Origin of the sequence: Pseudomonas sp. VI4.1 (genome assembly GCF_002029345.1) — a bacterium.
Lineage (GTDB): Bacteria > Pseudomonadota > Gammaproteobacteria > Pseudomonadales > Pseudomonadaceae > Aquipseudomonas.
The window spans coordinates 83,775-99,901 of record NZ_MULM01000170.1 but is presented as its reverse complement, the minus strand read 5'-3'; the positions used below and the strand labels follow the sequence as shown (position 1 = coordinate 99,901).

General features: G+C 59.2%; 13 protein-coding genes. 5 read left to right on the top strand and 8 right to left on the bottom strand.

Annotation, left to right across the window (positions count from 1 at the left end; genetic code table 11):
• Positions 1-48: 48 nt before the first annotated feature.
• The 6 genes from BZ163_RS35870 to BZ163_RS22620 all read right to left on the bottom strand — a co-directional run bounded on the left by BZ163_RS35870 (position 49) and on the right by BZ163_RS22620 (position 8,497).
• Positions 49-174, bottom strand: a complete 126-nt coding sequence (locus BZ163_RS35870; protein ID WP_256579093.1) for a hypothetical protein — start codon at positions 172-174, stop codon at positions 49-51.
• A 52-nt stretch (positions 175-226) separates the two neighbouring features.
• Positions 227-685: a hypothetical protein gene (locus BZ163_RS22640; protein WP_128872669.1), complete on the bottom strand. Its 459-nt coding sequence runs from the start codon at positions 683-685 to the stop codon at positions 227-229.
• Between the two features lie 174 nt (positions 686-859).
• On the bottom strand, positions 860-3,277 hold the full coding sequence (lon, locus tag BZ163_RS22635; protein WP_128872668.1) for an endopeptidase La: 2,418 nt from the start codon (positions 3,275-3,277) through the stop codon (positions 860-862).
• A gap of 252 nt (positions 3,278-3,529) precedes the next feature.
• On the bottom strand, positions 3,530-3,889 hold the full coding sequence (locus tag BZ163_RS22630; protein ID WP_128872667.1) for a DUF6124 family protein: 360 nt from the start codon (positions 3,887-3,889) through the stop codon (positions 3,530-3,532).
• Between the two features lie 529 nt (positions 3,890-4,418).
• Positions 4,419-6,830, bottom strand: coding sequence for a glucose/quinate/shikimate family membrane-bound PQQ-dependent dehydrogenase (locus tag BZ163_RS22625; protein WP_128872666.1), 2,412 nt, complete (start codon positions 6,828-6,830; stop codon positions 4,419-4,421).
• Positions 6,831-7,114: 284 nt separating this feature from the next.
• Positions 7,115-8,497, bottom strand: a complete 1,383-nt coding sequence (locus tag BZ163_RS22620; protein ID WP_128872665.1) for a carbohydrate porin — start codon at positions 8,495-8,497, stop codon at positions 7,115-7,117.
• 388 nt (positions 8,498-8,885) lie between these two features.
• Between BZ163_RS22620 and BZ163_RS22610 the strand changes: the two genes are divergently transcribed.
• On the top strand, positions 8,886-9,116 hold the full coding sequence (locus BZ163_RS22610; RefSeq protein WP_128872663.1) for a VF530 family DNA-binding protein: 231 nt from the start codon (positions 8,886-8,888) through the stop codon (positions 9,114-9,116).
• A 2-nt stretch (positions 9,117-9,118) separates the two neighbouring features.
• The gene (locus BZ163_RS22605) at positions 9,119-9,760 is read left to right on the top strand and encodes a Pr6Pr family membrane protein (RefSeq protein ID WP_128872662.1); all 642 of its coding nucleotides are present in this window, start codon (positions 9,119-9,121) and stop codon (positions 9,758-9,760) included.
• A 117-nt stretch (positions 9,761-9,877) separates the two neighbouring features.
• On the opposite strand, the gene BZ163_RS22595 is transcribed toward BZ163_RS22605, so the two are convergent.
• Together BZ163_RS22595 and BZ163_RS22590 are read right to left on the bottom strand one after the other, a co-directional pair.
• Positions 9,878-10,663 (bottom strand): siderophore-interacting protein, encoded by a 786-nt coding sequence (locus BZ163_RS22595; RefSeq protein WP_128872661.1) that lies wholly within the window; start codon positions 10,661-10,663, stop codon positions 9,878-9,880.
• Complete coding sequence (locus BZ163_RS22590; RefSeq protein WP_128872660.1) at positions 10,660-11,241, bottom strand: PadR family transcriptional regulator; 582 nt, start codon at positions 11,239-11,241, stop codon at positions 10,660-10,662. Before BZ163_RS22590 ends, BZ163_RS22595 begins: the two co-directional genes overlap by 4 nt.
• Before the next feature lie 516 nt (positions 11,242-11,757).
• On the opposite strand from BZ163_RS22590, the gene BZ163_RS22585 reads away from it, so the two are divergent.
• The 3 genes from BZ163_RS22585 to BZ163_RS22575 all read left to right on the top strand — a co-directional run bounded on the left by BZ163_RS22585 (position 11,758) and on the right by BZ163_RS22575 (position 16,099).
• Positions 11,758-12,246 (top strand): CS1 type fimbrial major subunit, encoded by a 489-nt coding sequence (locus BZ163_RS22585; RefSeq protein WP_128872659.1) that lies wholly within the window; start codon positions 11,758-11,760, stop codon positions 12,244-12,246.
• A 108-nt stretch (positions 12,247-12,354) separates the two neighbouring features.
• Positions 12,355-14,880 carry a CS1-pili formation C-terminal domain-containing protein gene (locus BZ163_RS22580; protein ID WP_128872658.1) on the top strand — a complete coding sequence of 842 codons (2,526 nt, stop codon included), beginning with the start codon at positions 12,355-12,357 and terminating at the stop codon, positions 14,878-14,880.
• Between the two features lie 4 nt (positions 14,881-14,884).
• Positions 14,885-16,099 (top strand): hypothetical protein, encoded by a 1,215-nt coding sequence (locus BZ163_RS22575; protein ID WP_256579092.1) that lies wholly within the window; start codon positions 14,885-14,887, stop codon positions 16,097-16,099.
• Positions 16,100-16,127: the final 28 nt, after the last annotated feature.

Below are 16,127 nucleotides of genomic sequence, written 5' to 3'. Positions count from 1 at the left end.
ACGCATCGGGCTCTGGTGCGAGGAATAAAATCGAAGCTGATCTGGCTCTTATTCCGTGACGCCGAGCTCACCTTCAATATCGCCAATTCGGGATAGGGTAAAGCCAAGCTTTATTTGATGTTCTTTAGTTATGTTGCCGAAGTTGGTGTCGAACGTGCCGGTGCCGATGGCCACGGTTATCGCCTTGTCCGGGTAGAAAACGTCTCGAAATTTTCCGCCTTGTATCTTAGTTTTCCAGGGAGAAAGCAAACGCGCCTTCGGATGTAAATTCACGATTTTGTTTGTCTTTAAAATGGGTATTGAATGAGCCGGAGTATTCTCGCTTGTCAGCGCTTACGAATAGATCCAGGACGCCTTTAAATGCATAGTAGGTGGCGTAAGGTGGAAGGAATTCGGTAAAAGCGATCTCGATCAATTGACCGGTGGACGGTAGTGTGTAAACCCCGGTTTCGATAGTTTTCGGTAGATAAAAATCGAAGGCGCGATCTTGAGGGCTGTGTTTTTCACCGGCTTTGAAGATAGCCACAATTTCCCGGGAGCCGACGCTGACGTAAAACTCTTCGGAGTTGAATGCCCCGCGGTCGTGAACGGTGGCGTTCAAGTAATTATTTTGGCAGCACCGACGGTATTCTCTTTCATCATTGATGCAGTTGTCGACAAGGTTTCTACGGAGTTGGATGTTCATGGGTTTATCTCTTTCAATGATGGTTGGAGACTTTAATGTACCGTCAATGAAGAGGCCGGAATACTGTTAGAGTTAACGGGTTTGTAGATGAATATGTTTCAGGTTGTAGGTGTTGTTCGATGAAAAAAAATGGCCAGACAATAGTCTGGCCATTCCAGTGTCGCGTTTGTTGGCTTAGAACAAAATCTTCGCCACATCCGCAAAGCGCTTGGCAAAGTGTACGGTTATCCCTTCCTTCAGATAATCTGGAAGTTCTTCAAAACTACCACGGTTCGGCTCCGGCAGGATCAATTCGAAAATCTTCTGCCGCCGTGCCGCAATGACCTTCTCGCGTACCCCGCCAATCGGCAATACATGCCCGGTCAGTGTCAACTCGCCGGTCATGGCGATACCTTTTTTCGGCGCCTGGTTTCGGGCGAGCGAGAGCAGGGCGCTGGCCATGGTCACGCCCGCGCTTGGGCCATCTTTCGGGGTGGCGCCTTCAGGAACGTGCAGGTGGACGAAGGCTTCGTCGAAGAACTTCGGATCGCCGCCAAACGACTTCAGGTTGGAACTGACGTAGCTGTAGGCGATTTCCGCCGACTCCTTCATCACGTCACCCAGTTGCCCGGTGAGTTTGAAACCACGGTTCAAGGTGTGAATCCGCGTCGCTTCGATCGGCAGGGTTGCGCCGCCCATGCTGGTCCAGGCCAGGCCAGTGATGACACCCGTGCCCGACAGCACCTGCTCGTTGCGGAACACCGGATGGCCGAGGGAGGCTTCCAGGTCTTTCGGCCCGAGCTTGATCACCGCTTTCGGCTCTTCGATCAGCTTCACCACGGCCTTGCGCACCAGTTTGCCCAGTTGTTTTTCCAACTGCCGCACCCCGGCTTCACGGGCGTAGCCGTCGATCAAGGCTTTTAACGCGCTGTCGCTGATGGCCAGGCTGCCTTTGGACACACCGGCTTTCTCGAGCTGCTTGGGCCACAGGTGGCGCTTGGCGATGGCGATTTTTTCTTCGGTGATGTAACCCGACAGGCGAATGACTTCCATCCGGTCCAGCAACGGGCCGGGAATCGAATCCAGGGTATTGGCGGTGCAGATGAACAGCACTTTCGACAAATCCAGACGCAAGTCCAGGTAGTGGTCGAGGAATTCGACGTTCTGTTCCGGGTCGAGGGTTTCCAGCAGCGCCGAGGCCGGGTCGCCCTGATAGCTCTGGCCCATCTTGTCGATCTCGTCGAGCATGATCACCGGGTTCATCACTTCGACGTCTTTCAACGCATGGACGAGTTTGCCTGGCTGCGCGCCGATATAGGTGCGGCGATGGCCCTTGATCTCCGCTTCGTCGCGCATGCCGCCGAGGCTGAAGCGGTAGAACGGCCGGCCCAGGGATTCGGCGATGGATTTGCCGACGCTAGTCTTGCCCACGCCCGGCGGGCCCACCAGCAGCACGATGGAGCCGCTGATCTCGCCCTTATAGGCACCGACCGCGAGGAATTCGAGGATGCGATCCTTGATGTCGTCGAGGCCGGCGTGGTGTTTATCCAGCACCTTGCGGGCGTGCTTGAGGTCGAGTTTGTCCTCGCCGTACACGCCCCACGGCACCGAGGTCGCCCAGTCGAGGTAGTTGCGGGTCACCGCGTACTCCGGCGAGCCGGTCTCGAGGATCGACAGCTTGTTCATTTCCTCGTCGATGCGTTTCTGCGCCTGGGCCGGCAACACTTTGTCTTCCAGGCGCTGCTCGAACTGTTCGATGTCGGCGCTGCGGTCGTCCTTGGTCAGGCCCAGCTCTTGCTGAATGACCTTCAACTGCTCCTTGAGGAAGAATTCACGCTGATGTTCGCCGATCTTTCGGTTAACTTCGGCGGAAATCTCCTTCTGCAGCCGTGCGACTTCGACTTCCTTACGCAGCATCGGCAGGACTTTTTCCATGCGCTTGAGCATGGGCACGCAGTCGAGCACCTCCTGCAGTTCGCTGCCGGTGGCCGAGGTCAGGGCGGCGGCGAAGTCGGTCAGTGGCGACGGGTCATTGGGGCTGAAGCGGTTGAGGTAGTTCTTCAGCTCTTCGCTGTACAGCGGGTTGAGCGGCAACAGTTCCTTGATCGCGTTGATCAGCGCCATGCCGTAGGCCTTGACCTCGTCGGTCGGCTCGGTGGGCTGGTGCGGGTATTCCACTTCCACCAGATACGGCGGGCGATGGTGCTTGAGCCAGGTCTTGAGACGCACACGAGTCAGGCCCTGCGCGACGAATTGCAGTTTGCCGTTTTCGCGGCTGGCGTGGTGCACCTTGACCAGCGTGCCATAGAGCGGCAAGGCCGAGGTATCGAAGTGGCGGGGGTCTTCCTGGGGCGTGTCCATGTAGAACAGGGCCAGGCAGTGATGATCGGATTTGCTCACCAGATCCAGGGTTTCAGCCCAGGGTTCCTCATTGACGATGACCGGCAGTACCTGGGCCGGGAAGAACGGGCGATTGTGGATCGGGATGATGTAGACCTTGTCCGGCAGGTTCTGACCTGGCAGGGCGAGGCCTTTGCCGGTGGAGTGATGTTCAACGATATCCGGATCGGCGTATTCGCTCGGGTCTTCAGGGAATTCTTGCTGGTCGCTCATGGGGCACCTGCGCAATGGAGTATGGGTCTTAGATGGGGCAGGTGGAGGGTGGTTTCAATGGTCGCTATTAATTCAGGATGTTCGGTTTTGCTCCTGTAGGAGCGAGCTTGCTCGCGAAAAACCTGAAAACGCCGCGGGGCATCAGGCCCGGCGCGTCATCGTTGACGACCATCGCGAGCAAGCTCGCTCCTACAAAAGGGCAGCAAACCATTTCACATCAGAAGCGGCAAAACTGGTTACTTCTCAGGGTGCTCATGCAGGTGAATCGATCTGATCCAGCACCCGATTCGCCGTGATCTCCGCCAACATGATGCTGTTCGATATACCCAGAAGAGCATTGCGCGATCCGCCGTCCAGGTGATCCACCAGGTGATGGACCATCACATCGACCGAGGCCAGCGTCTCGACCAGATAGACCACGAGGGTTTCGGTCGTGGCCTTTGGGTCCACTGTGAACAGGGTGCTGGGCGTGCGTGGGGTGGCTTTGATGTCGGCGGTCGACGGGAAGTGGAGATCGAGGGCGCGTTCGGCGGCTTCGTTGAGTTTGTTCGAATCGGCGGCGTAGGGGGAGACGGTGTCGTTTTCGGGGGGATTCGGGGTTGGTTTGAACATGGTGAAGCTCCATTCGAAGAAAGAGAGTTCGCCACGACTGCGACCAAGCAGTTGGGTGGCGAACCGTACGCAGGTTGGTCGACCAGGGAATGGAACCCGGCAGGGCCGAAGCCCTCCCACGCACAGCTCGCCATGAAGCAAGCACGAAAAGTGCGCCATTCTAAACCTGGGCGACCAAACCCGTTCGCTGAATTTGCAGCGACCCCGAAGCCTATCCTCCCGACTTCCGACACGGCATCCGATAGAAGTTGTCGGAATACTTCCCGGTAACCGCTAAATCTGTAGGACGTGCGCAAATTATTTCGAGCCGATCACGATCAAATGTGGGAGCGGGCTTGCTCCGGGCGGCGTTCCGACGAAGGCTGTTTAACATTCCGCATCTGAGTTGGCTGACACACCGCTTTCGCGAGCAAGTCGGATCGCCGCACCGCCGCTCCCACATTTATTCGGCAGTGTGGCAAAAAATAGCGTTCATAAAAAAAGGCGACTCCCTCGCAGGAGTCGCCTTTGATTTGACTGCCGCTAAAACTTACTCGGACAGTTTGTACGCAATCACATAGTCACCCTGCTTGGTGCCCAGCGAACCATGACCGCCAGCAACCACCAGCACATATTGCTTGCCGTCCTTGCCGGTGTAGGTCATCGGGGTGGTTTGTGCGCCGGCTGGCAGGCGGCCTTCCCACAGTTGCTTGCCGTTTTTCACGTCGTAAGCCCGCAGGTACTGGTCAAGCGTACCGCTGAGGAAGCCCACGCCACTGGCAGTGGTGACGGTCCCGCCCAGACTTGGCACGCCCATGCTCAGAGGAACAGGAACCGGTGAGCTGTCGCGCACGGTGCCGTTCTTGTGCATCCAGATGGTTTTGCTGGTGGTCAGGTCGATCGCCGCCACGTAACCCCAGGCTGGCGCCTGGCATGGCAGGCCCATGGGCGACAGCAGTGCTTCCAGGACCACGCCGTACGGCGCGCCTTTGTTCGGCTGCACGCCTTCGGTTTCGCTTTTACGCGGACCTTGGGCGGCGATTTCCGATGCCGGGATCATTTTCGATTTGAACGCCATGTAGCTCGGGTTCACGAAAGCGATCTGGCGCACCGGGTCAACCGCGATGCCGCCCCAGTCGAACACGCCGAAGTTGCCGGGATACACGATTGAGCCTTGCAGCGATGGCGGGGTGAACGGGCCGTCGTAGCGCATGGACTTGAAGTCGATCCGGCAGATCAACTGGTCGAACGGGGTGACGCCCCACATGTCGCGCTCTTGCAGCGGCGGCGGCATCAGGTTCAGCTCGGATTTCGGCTGGGTCGGTGAGGTGCGGTCACCTTCGACAGCGCCTTGTGGCACCGGCACTTCGTGGATCGGCACGATGGGTTCGCCGGTGCTGCGGTCCAGCACGTAGATGCTGCCTTGCTTGGTGGACGCCAGTACCGCCGGCTTCACGCCGTCGGCGGTTTTCAGGTCCATCAGGGTTGGCTGGCCACCGACGTCCATGTCCCACAGGTCATGGTGGGTGAACTGCATGTGCCAGCGCACCTGGCCGGTCGCGATATCGAGGGCGGTGAGGCCCGCGGCATGCAGTTCCGACTCAGGCGTACGATCGCCACCGAACTGATCCGGGGTCTGGTTGCCCATCGGCAGGTAAAGCATGCCGAGTTTTTCGTCGACCGCGAACATGGACCACATGTTCGGTGAGTTGCGGGTGTAGACCTCGTCTGCAGCGATAGGGGTGGTGTCGTCCGGGTTGCCGCTGTCCCAGTTCCACACCAGCTTGCCGGTGTGCACGTCGAACGCGCGGATCACGCCGCTGGGCTCGTCGATGGAGACGTTGTCGGTGACGTGGCCGCCAATCACCACCAGGTCCTTGGTGACCGCCGGTGGCGAGGTGGAATAGTAACCGCCGGCGGTGAAGCCGCCGATGTTGGCGCGCAGATCGACCTGGCCTTTGTCGCCGAAGTCTTCGCACATCTTGCCGGTGTCGGCGTCGAGGGCGATCAGGCGCGTATCGGCGGTCGGCAGGAAGATGCGACGGGGGCAGACGGTGCTGACGGGCGTCGTGCTGGCCGTACCGGTCGGGCTCTGCTCGGAGGCATAGACGGCGTCATCGTGATAGGTCACGCCACGGCAGGTCATGTGCGCCCAACCCTTGAAGTTCTGCGCGTTCTGCGTGGAGAGCTTCGGATCGAAACGCCAGATTTCCTTGCCGGTGTCCGGGTCCAGGGCGATCACCTGGCTGTGCGGCGTGCACACGTAAAGCATGCCGTTGACTTTCAGCGGGGTGTTTTCGGCGGTGGTTTCACCCGGGTCGTTCGGCCCTGGCAGGTCGCCGGTGCGGTAGGTCCAGGCCGGTACCAGTTTGTTCACGTTCTGCGGGGTGATCTGGGCCAGGGGCGAGTAACGATCGCCGTGGGCGCTACGGCCGTAGGAATTCCAGTCGCCGTCCGGCATGGCCGGGGCGGTGTTGGTCATGCCCGGCACGCTGTCGCGGTCCAGTTGGCCTTTGATTTCACCGGGGTTGGTGAATTGGCTGGCCAGCGCAGTGGCGCCCGCGAGCACCACGGCCACGCTCAGCGCGCCGGTGCCCATCGGCGCGGCGCCTGCGCGCAACAGCGGACGACGGAACCACGGCAGCAGCATGACGATGCCCAGTGCAAACAGCATGGCCAGGCGCGGCACCAGTTGCCACCAGTCGAGGCCGACTTCCCACAGGGCCCACACCGTGCTGGCGAACAGCACCAGTGCGTACAGGCCCAGCGCAGCGCGGCGCGCGGCAATCAGCAGCACGCCGGTGAGTGCCAGGCCGATACCGGCCAGCAGGTAGTACAGCGAGCCGCCGAGCAGGCTCAGCTTGATCCCCCCGGCCAGCATGGCCAGGCCCATTAGCAGAAGCAGGATGCCGAGCAGGCTCGGCAGCAGACGGCTTCGACTCAAAGCACCATCAGTGCTCATAGTGTGGTTCTCCGTGACGTTTTAAGTAGTCCCGCGCAAGTTCACTGTAGATGACGATCTCGTGCGGGCTGGGTTCATATGAAAATGGTGCGGTGGAATGCGACCCCCTGTAGGAGCTGGCTTGCAGCGAAAGCGGTGTGTCAGCTGACATCTGCGCCGGCTGACGCGCCGCCTTCGCTGGCAAGCCAGCTCCTACAGGGTTGCGGTGTGTCAGTTGACATCTGCGCCGGCTGGCACGCCGCCTTCGCTGGCAAGCCAGCTCCTACAGGGGGTTACGGTGTTGGTTAGAACGATGACTGGACCTTGATCCCGCCAATCAGCGCGTCATCGACCCGGTCCACGCCACCGGGGTGGCGGATGTATTGCAGGTTCGGGCGCACGGTCAGCCAGTTCGTGACGTGTACGCCGTAATAGAGTTCGGCGCTGTATTCGGTGTCTTGCGGTGGCAGGAACGACGGGTCGTTGTAATCGGATACCGCGCGAGCCTGGTTGGTCGCCTCGGCGTTCTTGCGATAGGCCGGGTTGACGTGGACCCGAGCGACGGCGAAGCCGATATCGTCCCGGGCGCGGGCATCGAACAGGCCTTTGTAGACGACGCCGGCCTGGACATAGTTGTCGATGGCATTGGTCTTCTTGTCATGCATCGTGCCGTTGGCGAACACGCTCAAGCCGCGGGAGTTGTCGCTGGCGCGGCTGGTCAGTTGCTGTTGCACACCGAGCCACACCCCGTGTTTGCTGGATGCGCTGCGGTAAGCCTCGCCGCTCAGGGCCGCCGGCTGGCCATTGCTGTCCTTGTAGGCATCGGTGGCGTTGGCGTTGCTGTAGTAGTAACCGGCGCGGTATTCACCCGGCAGGCCATTGAGCTTCGGCGACCACACCAGCTCCACGGGCAGGATCGCGCCCTGGGTGCCACTGCCGCTGAGTTTGAAACCATTGTCGCGATCCAGGTTCGACGGGTTTTGCTCGTAAGCGCCGATCTGCGCGTAGAGCTGCGGCGTCAGGTGATATTTGACCCGCATCGCCCACTGGCTGACCGGCCAGTTGTACCAGATGCCCCCGACCCAGTTACCGACCTGGGAGCCACAGAACGCCAGGTTCTGGAAATCGCAGGGAAAGCTGTTGAAGTCCTCGCCTTCGCCGAAGCGGCCGACCTTGATGTCGAGTTTCTGATCGAAGAATTTCTGCTGATACCACATCTGCGTCAGGCGCCAGGTCTGGCCACGGCCCCAGACTTCCTGGGCCGAGGTGAAGCCGCCGACTCGTGGATCGTTGATCCGGTCGTTGCTGATGTTGTTGCCGCTGCGCTCGGTGATGGTCAGCTGAAATTCGGCAGCGTCCCAACCGAGGATTTTCTGCAGGTCCAGGTGAGTGCCGAAGCCGAACTGATCGCTGTAGCGAGCGGTGCGATCGTGGTCGTAACCGCCGTGCAGGTTGCTGCCCATTTCACCGGTGTAATCGACTTTGAAGTCGTAGCCTTTAGCCGATAGCTCGGTGCGCGCGCCATTCCAGTCGCCGAGCATCCATGGTGAGTCACTGTCGAAAGCCGGGGCCGCATGGACGCAGGTCGCGAGGTTTAACAAGGCGAAACCGCCGATCATGTTCAGGGCTTTTCGACTGGCAACAGTCATGCAGACAGCGCTGTCTCGCGAAGATTGAAAATAAGGCATAGGGAAGAAATTCTTGATCTTTTTCTGGGATGAACGGAAAGCAGCAGAGATGAAGCGGGCGGCGGAAGCGTTTCAGCTTGGCGGGTGTAAGGATAATGTCCTGTTACAAATAGAGAAAGGGCTTTTACTGACATGCAGCGTTTCGGAATTGGTAACAGTCGGCGGATATCAAATCCCATATCCACCGAAGATCCTTGTAGGAGCCTGCTTGCCAGCGAAAGCGGTGTGTCGGTCAATTTCGTTGTCGCCTATGAAATTGCCTTCGCTGGCAAGCCAGCTCCTACAGGTTCACCTACATTTAACGAACAGCGCACAGATCGCTTTCCCCGGATGAAGCCCTCGGCTAAGGTGCGCGGCTTCCAATTCCTACTTCGCTCGAAGGCCTGGCATGACCGAACAGAATAACAACCCACTGCACGGCGTGACGCTCGAGCAGATCCTCAATACCCTGGTTGAGCACTACGAATGGTCGGGGCTGGCCGAGCGCATCGATATCCGCTGCTTCAAGAGCGACCCGAGCATTAAATCGAGCCTGACCTTTTTGCGCAAAACCCCCTGGGCGCGGGAGAAGGTCGAACGCTTGTATGTGAAGTTGATGCGCACCAAGCGTCCGGTCTGAACATGGTCCGCCCGTCTGCCGCGCGGCGTCGCTTTGTGGCGGTGGCTGCCTTCCTCGGCTGGGCGGGATTGAGCATTCAGCTGTACCTGATTCTTTACCTGCGCTGGAGTATCGAAGCCAGCCTGCTCGGCGGGTTGATGAGTTTCTTCAGCTATTTCACCGTACTGACCAACACGCTGGTGGCCACTGTGCTGACGTGTGAGCTGACGTCCCGCGAGTCGGCGGCGCGACGCTGGTTTTTGCAGCCGGGGGTGAGCAGTGGCATTGCGGCGAGTATGGCGCTGGTGGGGCTGGCGTACAGCCTGTTGTTGCGCCATTTATGGCACCCCGAAGGCTGGCAGTTGCTGGCTGATGAGTTGATGCATGATGTGATGCCGCTGCTGTTTCTGGGCTGGTGGTGGTGCTGTGTGCCCAAAGGCACCTTGCGTCCAAGGCACATCGCGCTGTGGCTGATCTATCCGCTGGTGTACTTCGCTTATGCGCTGCTGCGTGGGCATCTGCTGGCGGCTTATCCGTATCCGTTCATTAATGTCGAGAAGCTGGGTTATCCACAGGTGTTCGTGAATGCGGGTGGGTTGCTGGTGGGATTTGTGGGGATTGGCTTGCTGGTGATTGGCCTGGATCGGTGGCGGCGTAACCCCTGAATCACCTCGGGACCCTGTAGGAGCCGGCTTGCCGGCGAAAGCGGTGGGTCAGTCACCACATGCGCCGAATGACACACCGCCTTCGCTGGCAAGCCAGCTCCTACAGGGGGATTGGGTTTATTCTTCGGTGGTGTCGTCCAGCCGCCAATAGCCAACCGCTTTGACGAACTGCTCGTCCAGCCCATGCTCATCCAGCAACACCCGGCGAATCTGCCGCGACACTTTGCTTTCGGTCGCCACCCAGGCGTACAGCTTGCCACTGGGCACCTGCAGTTCTTTCACTGTGGCCAGCAGGTTGTTCCTGCCGCCTTCACGCAATACCCAGATCACATTGACCTGCGCCGGGCTTTCGAGCTTTTGTTGCTCGGCGCCGTTTTCCACTTCCACGATCACCAGTGCCCGCCGGTTGGCCGCCAGGCCTTCCAGGCGCCGGGCGATGGCGGGCAGGGCGGTCTCGTCGCCGATCAGCAGGTAGCTGTCAAAGATGTCGGGCACGATCATCGAACCCCGTGGCCCGCCGATGTGCAGGAACTGGCCAGGTGTGGCCTGTTCGGCCCAGGTCGCGGCCGGACCGTCGCCGTGCAGCACGAAGTCGATGTCCAGCTCCAGTGTGTCGAGGTCATAACGCCGCGGGGTGTAGTCGCGCATGGCCGGCATCGGGCCTTGGTCTTTGCCGGCACCGAGTACCAGGGTGTCCAGCGTCGCCTGTTCCGCCGCGTTCTGCGGGAACAGCAGTTTGACGTGATCGTCGGTGCCAAGGCTGACAAAGCCTGCCAGCTCAGGGCCGCCCAAGGTAATCCGGCGCATGCGCGGGGTCAGGTCGATCACCCGCAGTACTTGCAGCCGACGGCGCTTGATTTCGTGCATGACGCGGTGAATGGCTTGGGTATCGATATCGGTCATTCGGCTTTCTCCTGGGCGGCTTGAACGGCGGGGCCGTCGACGATGGCTTTGGCGGTGTCATTGAGCAGGTCGCGTACTCGCAGGATTTCTTCCGGACTCCAGCGACCGTGATGCATGTGCAAGGCATGGCGCAGGTTGTGCACGGCTTCGTGAATTTCGGCCGGGCGATCATGGCCGCGCAATGAGCGCTTGCTGACTTCGATGCGCATGCGCACGCCGTCCAGGGCAATCACTTGCTCACTCAAGGAAACGCGTCCGGCGTCGGTCACGCTGTAGCGTTTTTTCCCGCCCGCGGCATCGCCCTCAATCATTTCGCTTTCTTCCAGAAAGGTCAGGGTCGGGTAGATGACGCCGGGGCTGGGGCTGTAGGCGCCGTCGAACATGTTTTCAATCTGGCGGATCAGGTCGTAGCCGTGGCATGGCTGCTCGGCGATCAGCGCCAGCAGCAGCAATTTCAAATCGCCCGGGGCGAAGACGCGGGGGCCGCGTCCGCCGCGCTCGCGGCCGGGCCCGGGGCGCTTTTCGAAGCCGTCGCGGCCGTCGTTATGGTCGCGGTGGGGGGAATGATGGTCTCTCATTTTTGCTTGCTCTCCTGGTGTTTAGATACAACTTAAGATATATCTTATGGCGAAGGCAAGACGTTTTTTGCCGCAGGCAGGCCTCTGTTGACGAGCGGTGGGTTGCTTGAAATTGGATCATTGCGCAGAAAAATTCGCTGCATGCCGGCAATTTTTTTTGTGAAATCAGGGTTATTGAATGACTTAAAGCAATTGCTCTAATAATAGTTGAGCTTTTATTCTAAACTCCTTATAAATCTACTATCTATTACGCGAAATCCCTGTATGGTTTTTTAAGTAAATCTGTATGTAGGGCGTAACTTACAGTCACTGTTTTGTATTTTGATTTTTTGTATCTTTTTCCTTCGGGTTGTAAGGTGGTTTTACTACGACCTCTGAGGAAGTTGCCTGCTTACTTTCCGGAACGGGAAGGTGAAGATGCACCGGCGTTGGAAGTTCAAACAAAACGACCCGAGACAGGGAAGAGACTTTTGAACTTTCAATGAACCGATTCCATCTAGAAAACAGGTATTTAAAATGTTCAAGAAATTCGCAATCGCTGCCCCGTTGGCTCTTCTGGCACTGGGTTCTTCCGGAGCGTTCGCTGCCGGTGAAGCCGCTCATTCCATTAGCATCGTCGCTCACGTGCCGACCAACGGCTTCTACGTGGTGCCGGTCGATCCTGATCTGGTCACCAAGGATCAGCGCATGGACCACAATCCGGGCACGGGCAAGATGGACGAGGTCAAGGGTTTTTTTGACGTTCGCAACAACAACGGCTCTGTCCACGCCAGTGTTGTCACCGCTCCCAAGTTGATTTCCGGCGCGGACACCATTGATCTGAAAGTAGAACTCAATGGCAAGGAATTGACGACTACGCCACAGCAGGTAGTTGGCGAAGCTGAGTCCGATGTGAACTACCGCGCGGCGCTGCGTATCAGCTCGACTAATGCGACCCCCGCGGCAGGCGACTACACCGGTGTGGTGGCAATGGTATTCGACGCTGTTCCACCCGTAGCACTGTAAGCGTCCTGCTGGCCTGAAACGCCATCATCCACGGTGGTGTTAACCGGCGGGCATACACCTTTGTATGTCCGCCGGACTTCAACCTGTTCGTAATCAGAGTAAGAGTTCATGTTCCCGATGACACCCATCGCGGCTGCGCTTGCGCTGTTGTTTTGTGCCAGTGCAGTGGCGGCTCCCGTTTCTTCCGCCGGTACGACACCGCGCAGCCTGTTGGCCCAGGCCAAAGGCCTGCCGGCGGATTTCGAGGAGCATTTCTTTGATGTGCCTCTGGCTGTTCGGGTGGAGCTCGATCAACAGCCGCTGGGCGAGGCCATGGTGGTGCTGTCTCGTGACGATCGCATCACCCTGCTCGAATTTACCGACACCAGCGACAACCGCTTTGGCCCCGCCGAGCGGGAAAAATGGGCGAGTTATCTCAAGCCAGGCGTACTGCTGGGCAATTGCACCGGCTCATGTCCGGATCAGGTGCTGGCCGTGCACTACAACCTGGAAAACTCGTTGGTCTCGATCCTCACCGAAAACGCGGAACGCGATGTTGAAGCCAAGCGTTACTTCGATCAGCCCGCGGGCGGCAGCAGCGGTTTGATGGTCCGTAACCAACTCAACCTCAATGGCGGCCAGGATCAGGATCTGGGCGGGCGTTATGGCCTCGAAGCCAGCGCGAGCCTGGGCAACTGGAGCCAGACCTTCAACATGCAATTGGCCCGCCTCGGCGGTCCCGATGACAAGCTCTATCATGCGGTGCATGAGCTTTACACCCAGCGCGAACTGCAAGGCAGCTTCCTGCGCCTGGGCTATTTCACCCCCAATTCCGAAGGGCTGACCCGCCAACCGCGCACGTTTGGCACCAGCCCCGATACAGCCGTCGGCGTCATGTACGGCAGCTCCGACAGCCTGGCGATCAACAGTCCGATGCCCAGCGTCTACCCGATCTACGTCACGGCCAATCGCCAGGGTTCGGTGGAGATCTATCGCGACGGCCTGTTGATCAACAGCCAGTCGGTGCCCGCGGGTTTGCAGACCCTCGATACCCGTCCGCTGCCCGGCGGCATCTACGAAGTGGAAGTGCGCCTGGTCGAAGACGGCCAGATCACCTCCACCACCCAGGAGCTGGTGTACAAGCCCAACAACTGGCGCAACCTCGACGATCGCTGGCGCTACAACCTGTTCGCCGGCGAAGAAAGCAAGCTGCTGAGTAACTGGGATCAACAGTCCAGCGGCAGTGCCACGGCAGGCGCCTCGGTCAATTACCTGATGCACCCGCGGGTGATTCTCGGGCTGTCGGCACGGCAGATTCGCGACAAACTGCAATACGGCAGCTCCATCGACTGGACCCTGGCCAATCAAATCAGCCTGTACGCCAACCTGTACCAGACGCAGGATCATGGCACCGGTCTCGATCTGCAAAGCCTCTATAACTATGGCGCCGGCAGCGTGGTGATCAGCCACAACCGCAGCTGGCTGGACACCACCAACCTCTACGAAACCCTGCCCGACGGCACCCGGATCCGCCAGCGCAATGTCTTCGTCGGCGAGACCAGCAACTCATCCCTGGCGCTGAACCATCGGCTCAGCAGCAAAAGTTCGATCAACGCCCGGGTATCCCACAGCGAGGGCAACGTCGAAGGCGTCGGCCTGGACCTGGGCTGGAATCAGCGCACCACGCTGTTCGGCAGCGATGGCAACTGGCGGTTGTCGCTGTTCGACCGGCCGGGCAGTTTCAGCAGTGGCAGTGAGCGCAATCGCGGGGTCGACCTGAGCGTCAACCTGGCACTGGGCGCGCCTGGCCAGCAGATCACCGGCAGCATCGGCTCGCGCACGGCGCGCGATGGCGGTCGCGACAACAACGCCTCGATCGGCTGGCGCAAGGACCTGAAAGATCACGTGCTGCAAAATGTCTCGGTGACTGGGCTCACCGACACTTACGGCGTCGGTTTGTCCAGCCTGGCAAATTTTCGCACCGACCACATCAATGGCGACGGGTTTGTTCAGCGCTCGTCCTATAACGGTAACTACACCGGCGGCCTGAACCTGGACAGCACCCTGGCCATCGGCGGCGAGCAAATGATGCTGACCAGTCAGCATGAGGTGCGCGGGGCAGGGCTGATCGTCGATGTGGAATCGGACATCGATGATATCGCCTTGCGCGCGGATGATTTCAGCGGCGGCAGTGCGGCGTTGAAGCCGGGGCGCAACTTCATCCCGATCACCGCGTATCAGAACAGCTCGGTGAGTTTCGACTTCGAGGGCAACCACGTGCCGGCGGCCACCATCGAACCGGCGCGCACCCGCTATCACCTGAACAAGGGTGGCGTGGAGTACCGCAAGGTCCGCGTGATGAAAACCCTGACCGTGCTCGGCCGGCTGGTCGATGCGCAGGGGCGACCGCTCAAGGGCCATCACGTGATCAACCACGCCAGTCGCGGGGTGACGGAAGTCGACGGGTTCTTCTCGATGGAAATGAATGCCGGTTCACCGACGCTTGAAGTGCGCCAGGGCAATCAGTTGCTGTGCCAGTTCCGGCTTGATGCAAGTCGTCATCGCAGTGAAAACAATGTGTTGATGATCGGTGATCTGCGCTGCACGCCGGAGACCCTCGCCGACGCCACGTCCACTGAACAGAAGGCGGGATGATCCAGTGAAAAACTCTACCTGGCGCTTGGGATGGTTGATGGCACTGAGTCTGTCTTCGGCGCAGGCAGCGAATCGGGAGATCAGTGCGTTGTTCCAGCCGGATCCTTCGCAGCCTGCCAAAAATGTATTTCTAAACAAAACGCAGAACAGTGGTTATTGCGCGAGCTATCCGGGCGAATGCGCTATCAACAACATGTTCAGTATTCAGTTGCCGGTTCGTTTCGATTCCACTCGCGCCATCGTGGCCGGCGACGGTATCCCGTTGAAGGTTCCGGCCAATTGGCGGCAACTGACAGTCACCAATAGGGAGACCCAGGAAACGGAAACCGTCGAGGTGCGCATCATCGGTATTGGCTCCAGATTCACTCTGAGCGATACAGCAGCCAATCTGGTGGGAGTAACGGACGTACTCGAAGGCCATCAGAAACTGTGGACCAGCAATAGCTGGGTCTATGCGCCTGCGCCCTGTCAGTACAGCGGAGTGGGGTCGTACACACCAAGCTCCTACCGTTTTTTCTGGAAAGCACCCGTGGAGGCGGCCTGCACCAAGGTAGCCGCTTTCAGCATTCCGTCCATGTCCTTCGATACCCTCGACTTTGCCTATGAGCTACGGACTCCCAACCCCTTGGGCATGTCGAGCGGGCTCTACACCGGTCCCATTTCCTACACCATCGGTCCCGGCGCCGATTTCGATCTGGGGCCACTGATGCAACCGGACGACAGCAGCCTGACCCTGGACTTCGTGCTCGACGTACAACACACCCTGAAGGTGGAGATTCCACCCGGGGGCAATCGAGTCATATTGGAACCGCAAGGCGGGTGGCGGAGATGGCTGGAGCAAGGGCGCAAGCCTGTGCGTCTTTATCGCGATCAATTATTCAATATCTCCGCTTCATCCAGGTTCACGATGAGGCTCGAATGTGAGCAGGACGTGGAGACTGGTTGCGCGATATTTGACCGCGTATCGGGTTATGGAGCGGTCGTGAATGTCAGTGTCAGCCTGCCTCACGGATTGACCGACAGCAGCGGGCAACCGGTCAGGCGAATGCCGTTGAATCGCTCCGTGACCAGTCCGTTTCAGCCCGGCATCTATGTCGATCGCAAGCCGGGGACGTTGCATTTCGAGATGGGTGAGAGGGACACCGCCTGGTTGATAAACAACTCCAGGGGCAGCCCCTATGAAGGCAACATCACCGTGATCTGGGATTCCGAAGTCTGACCTTCCGGGTTAGCCATCTTTTTACTTT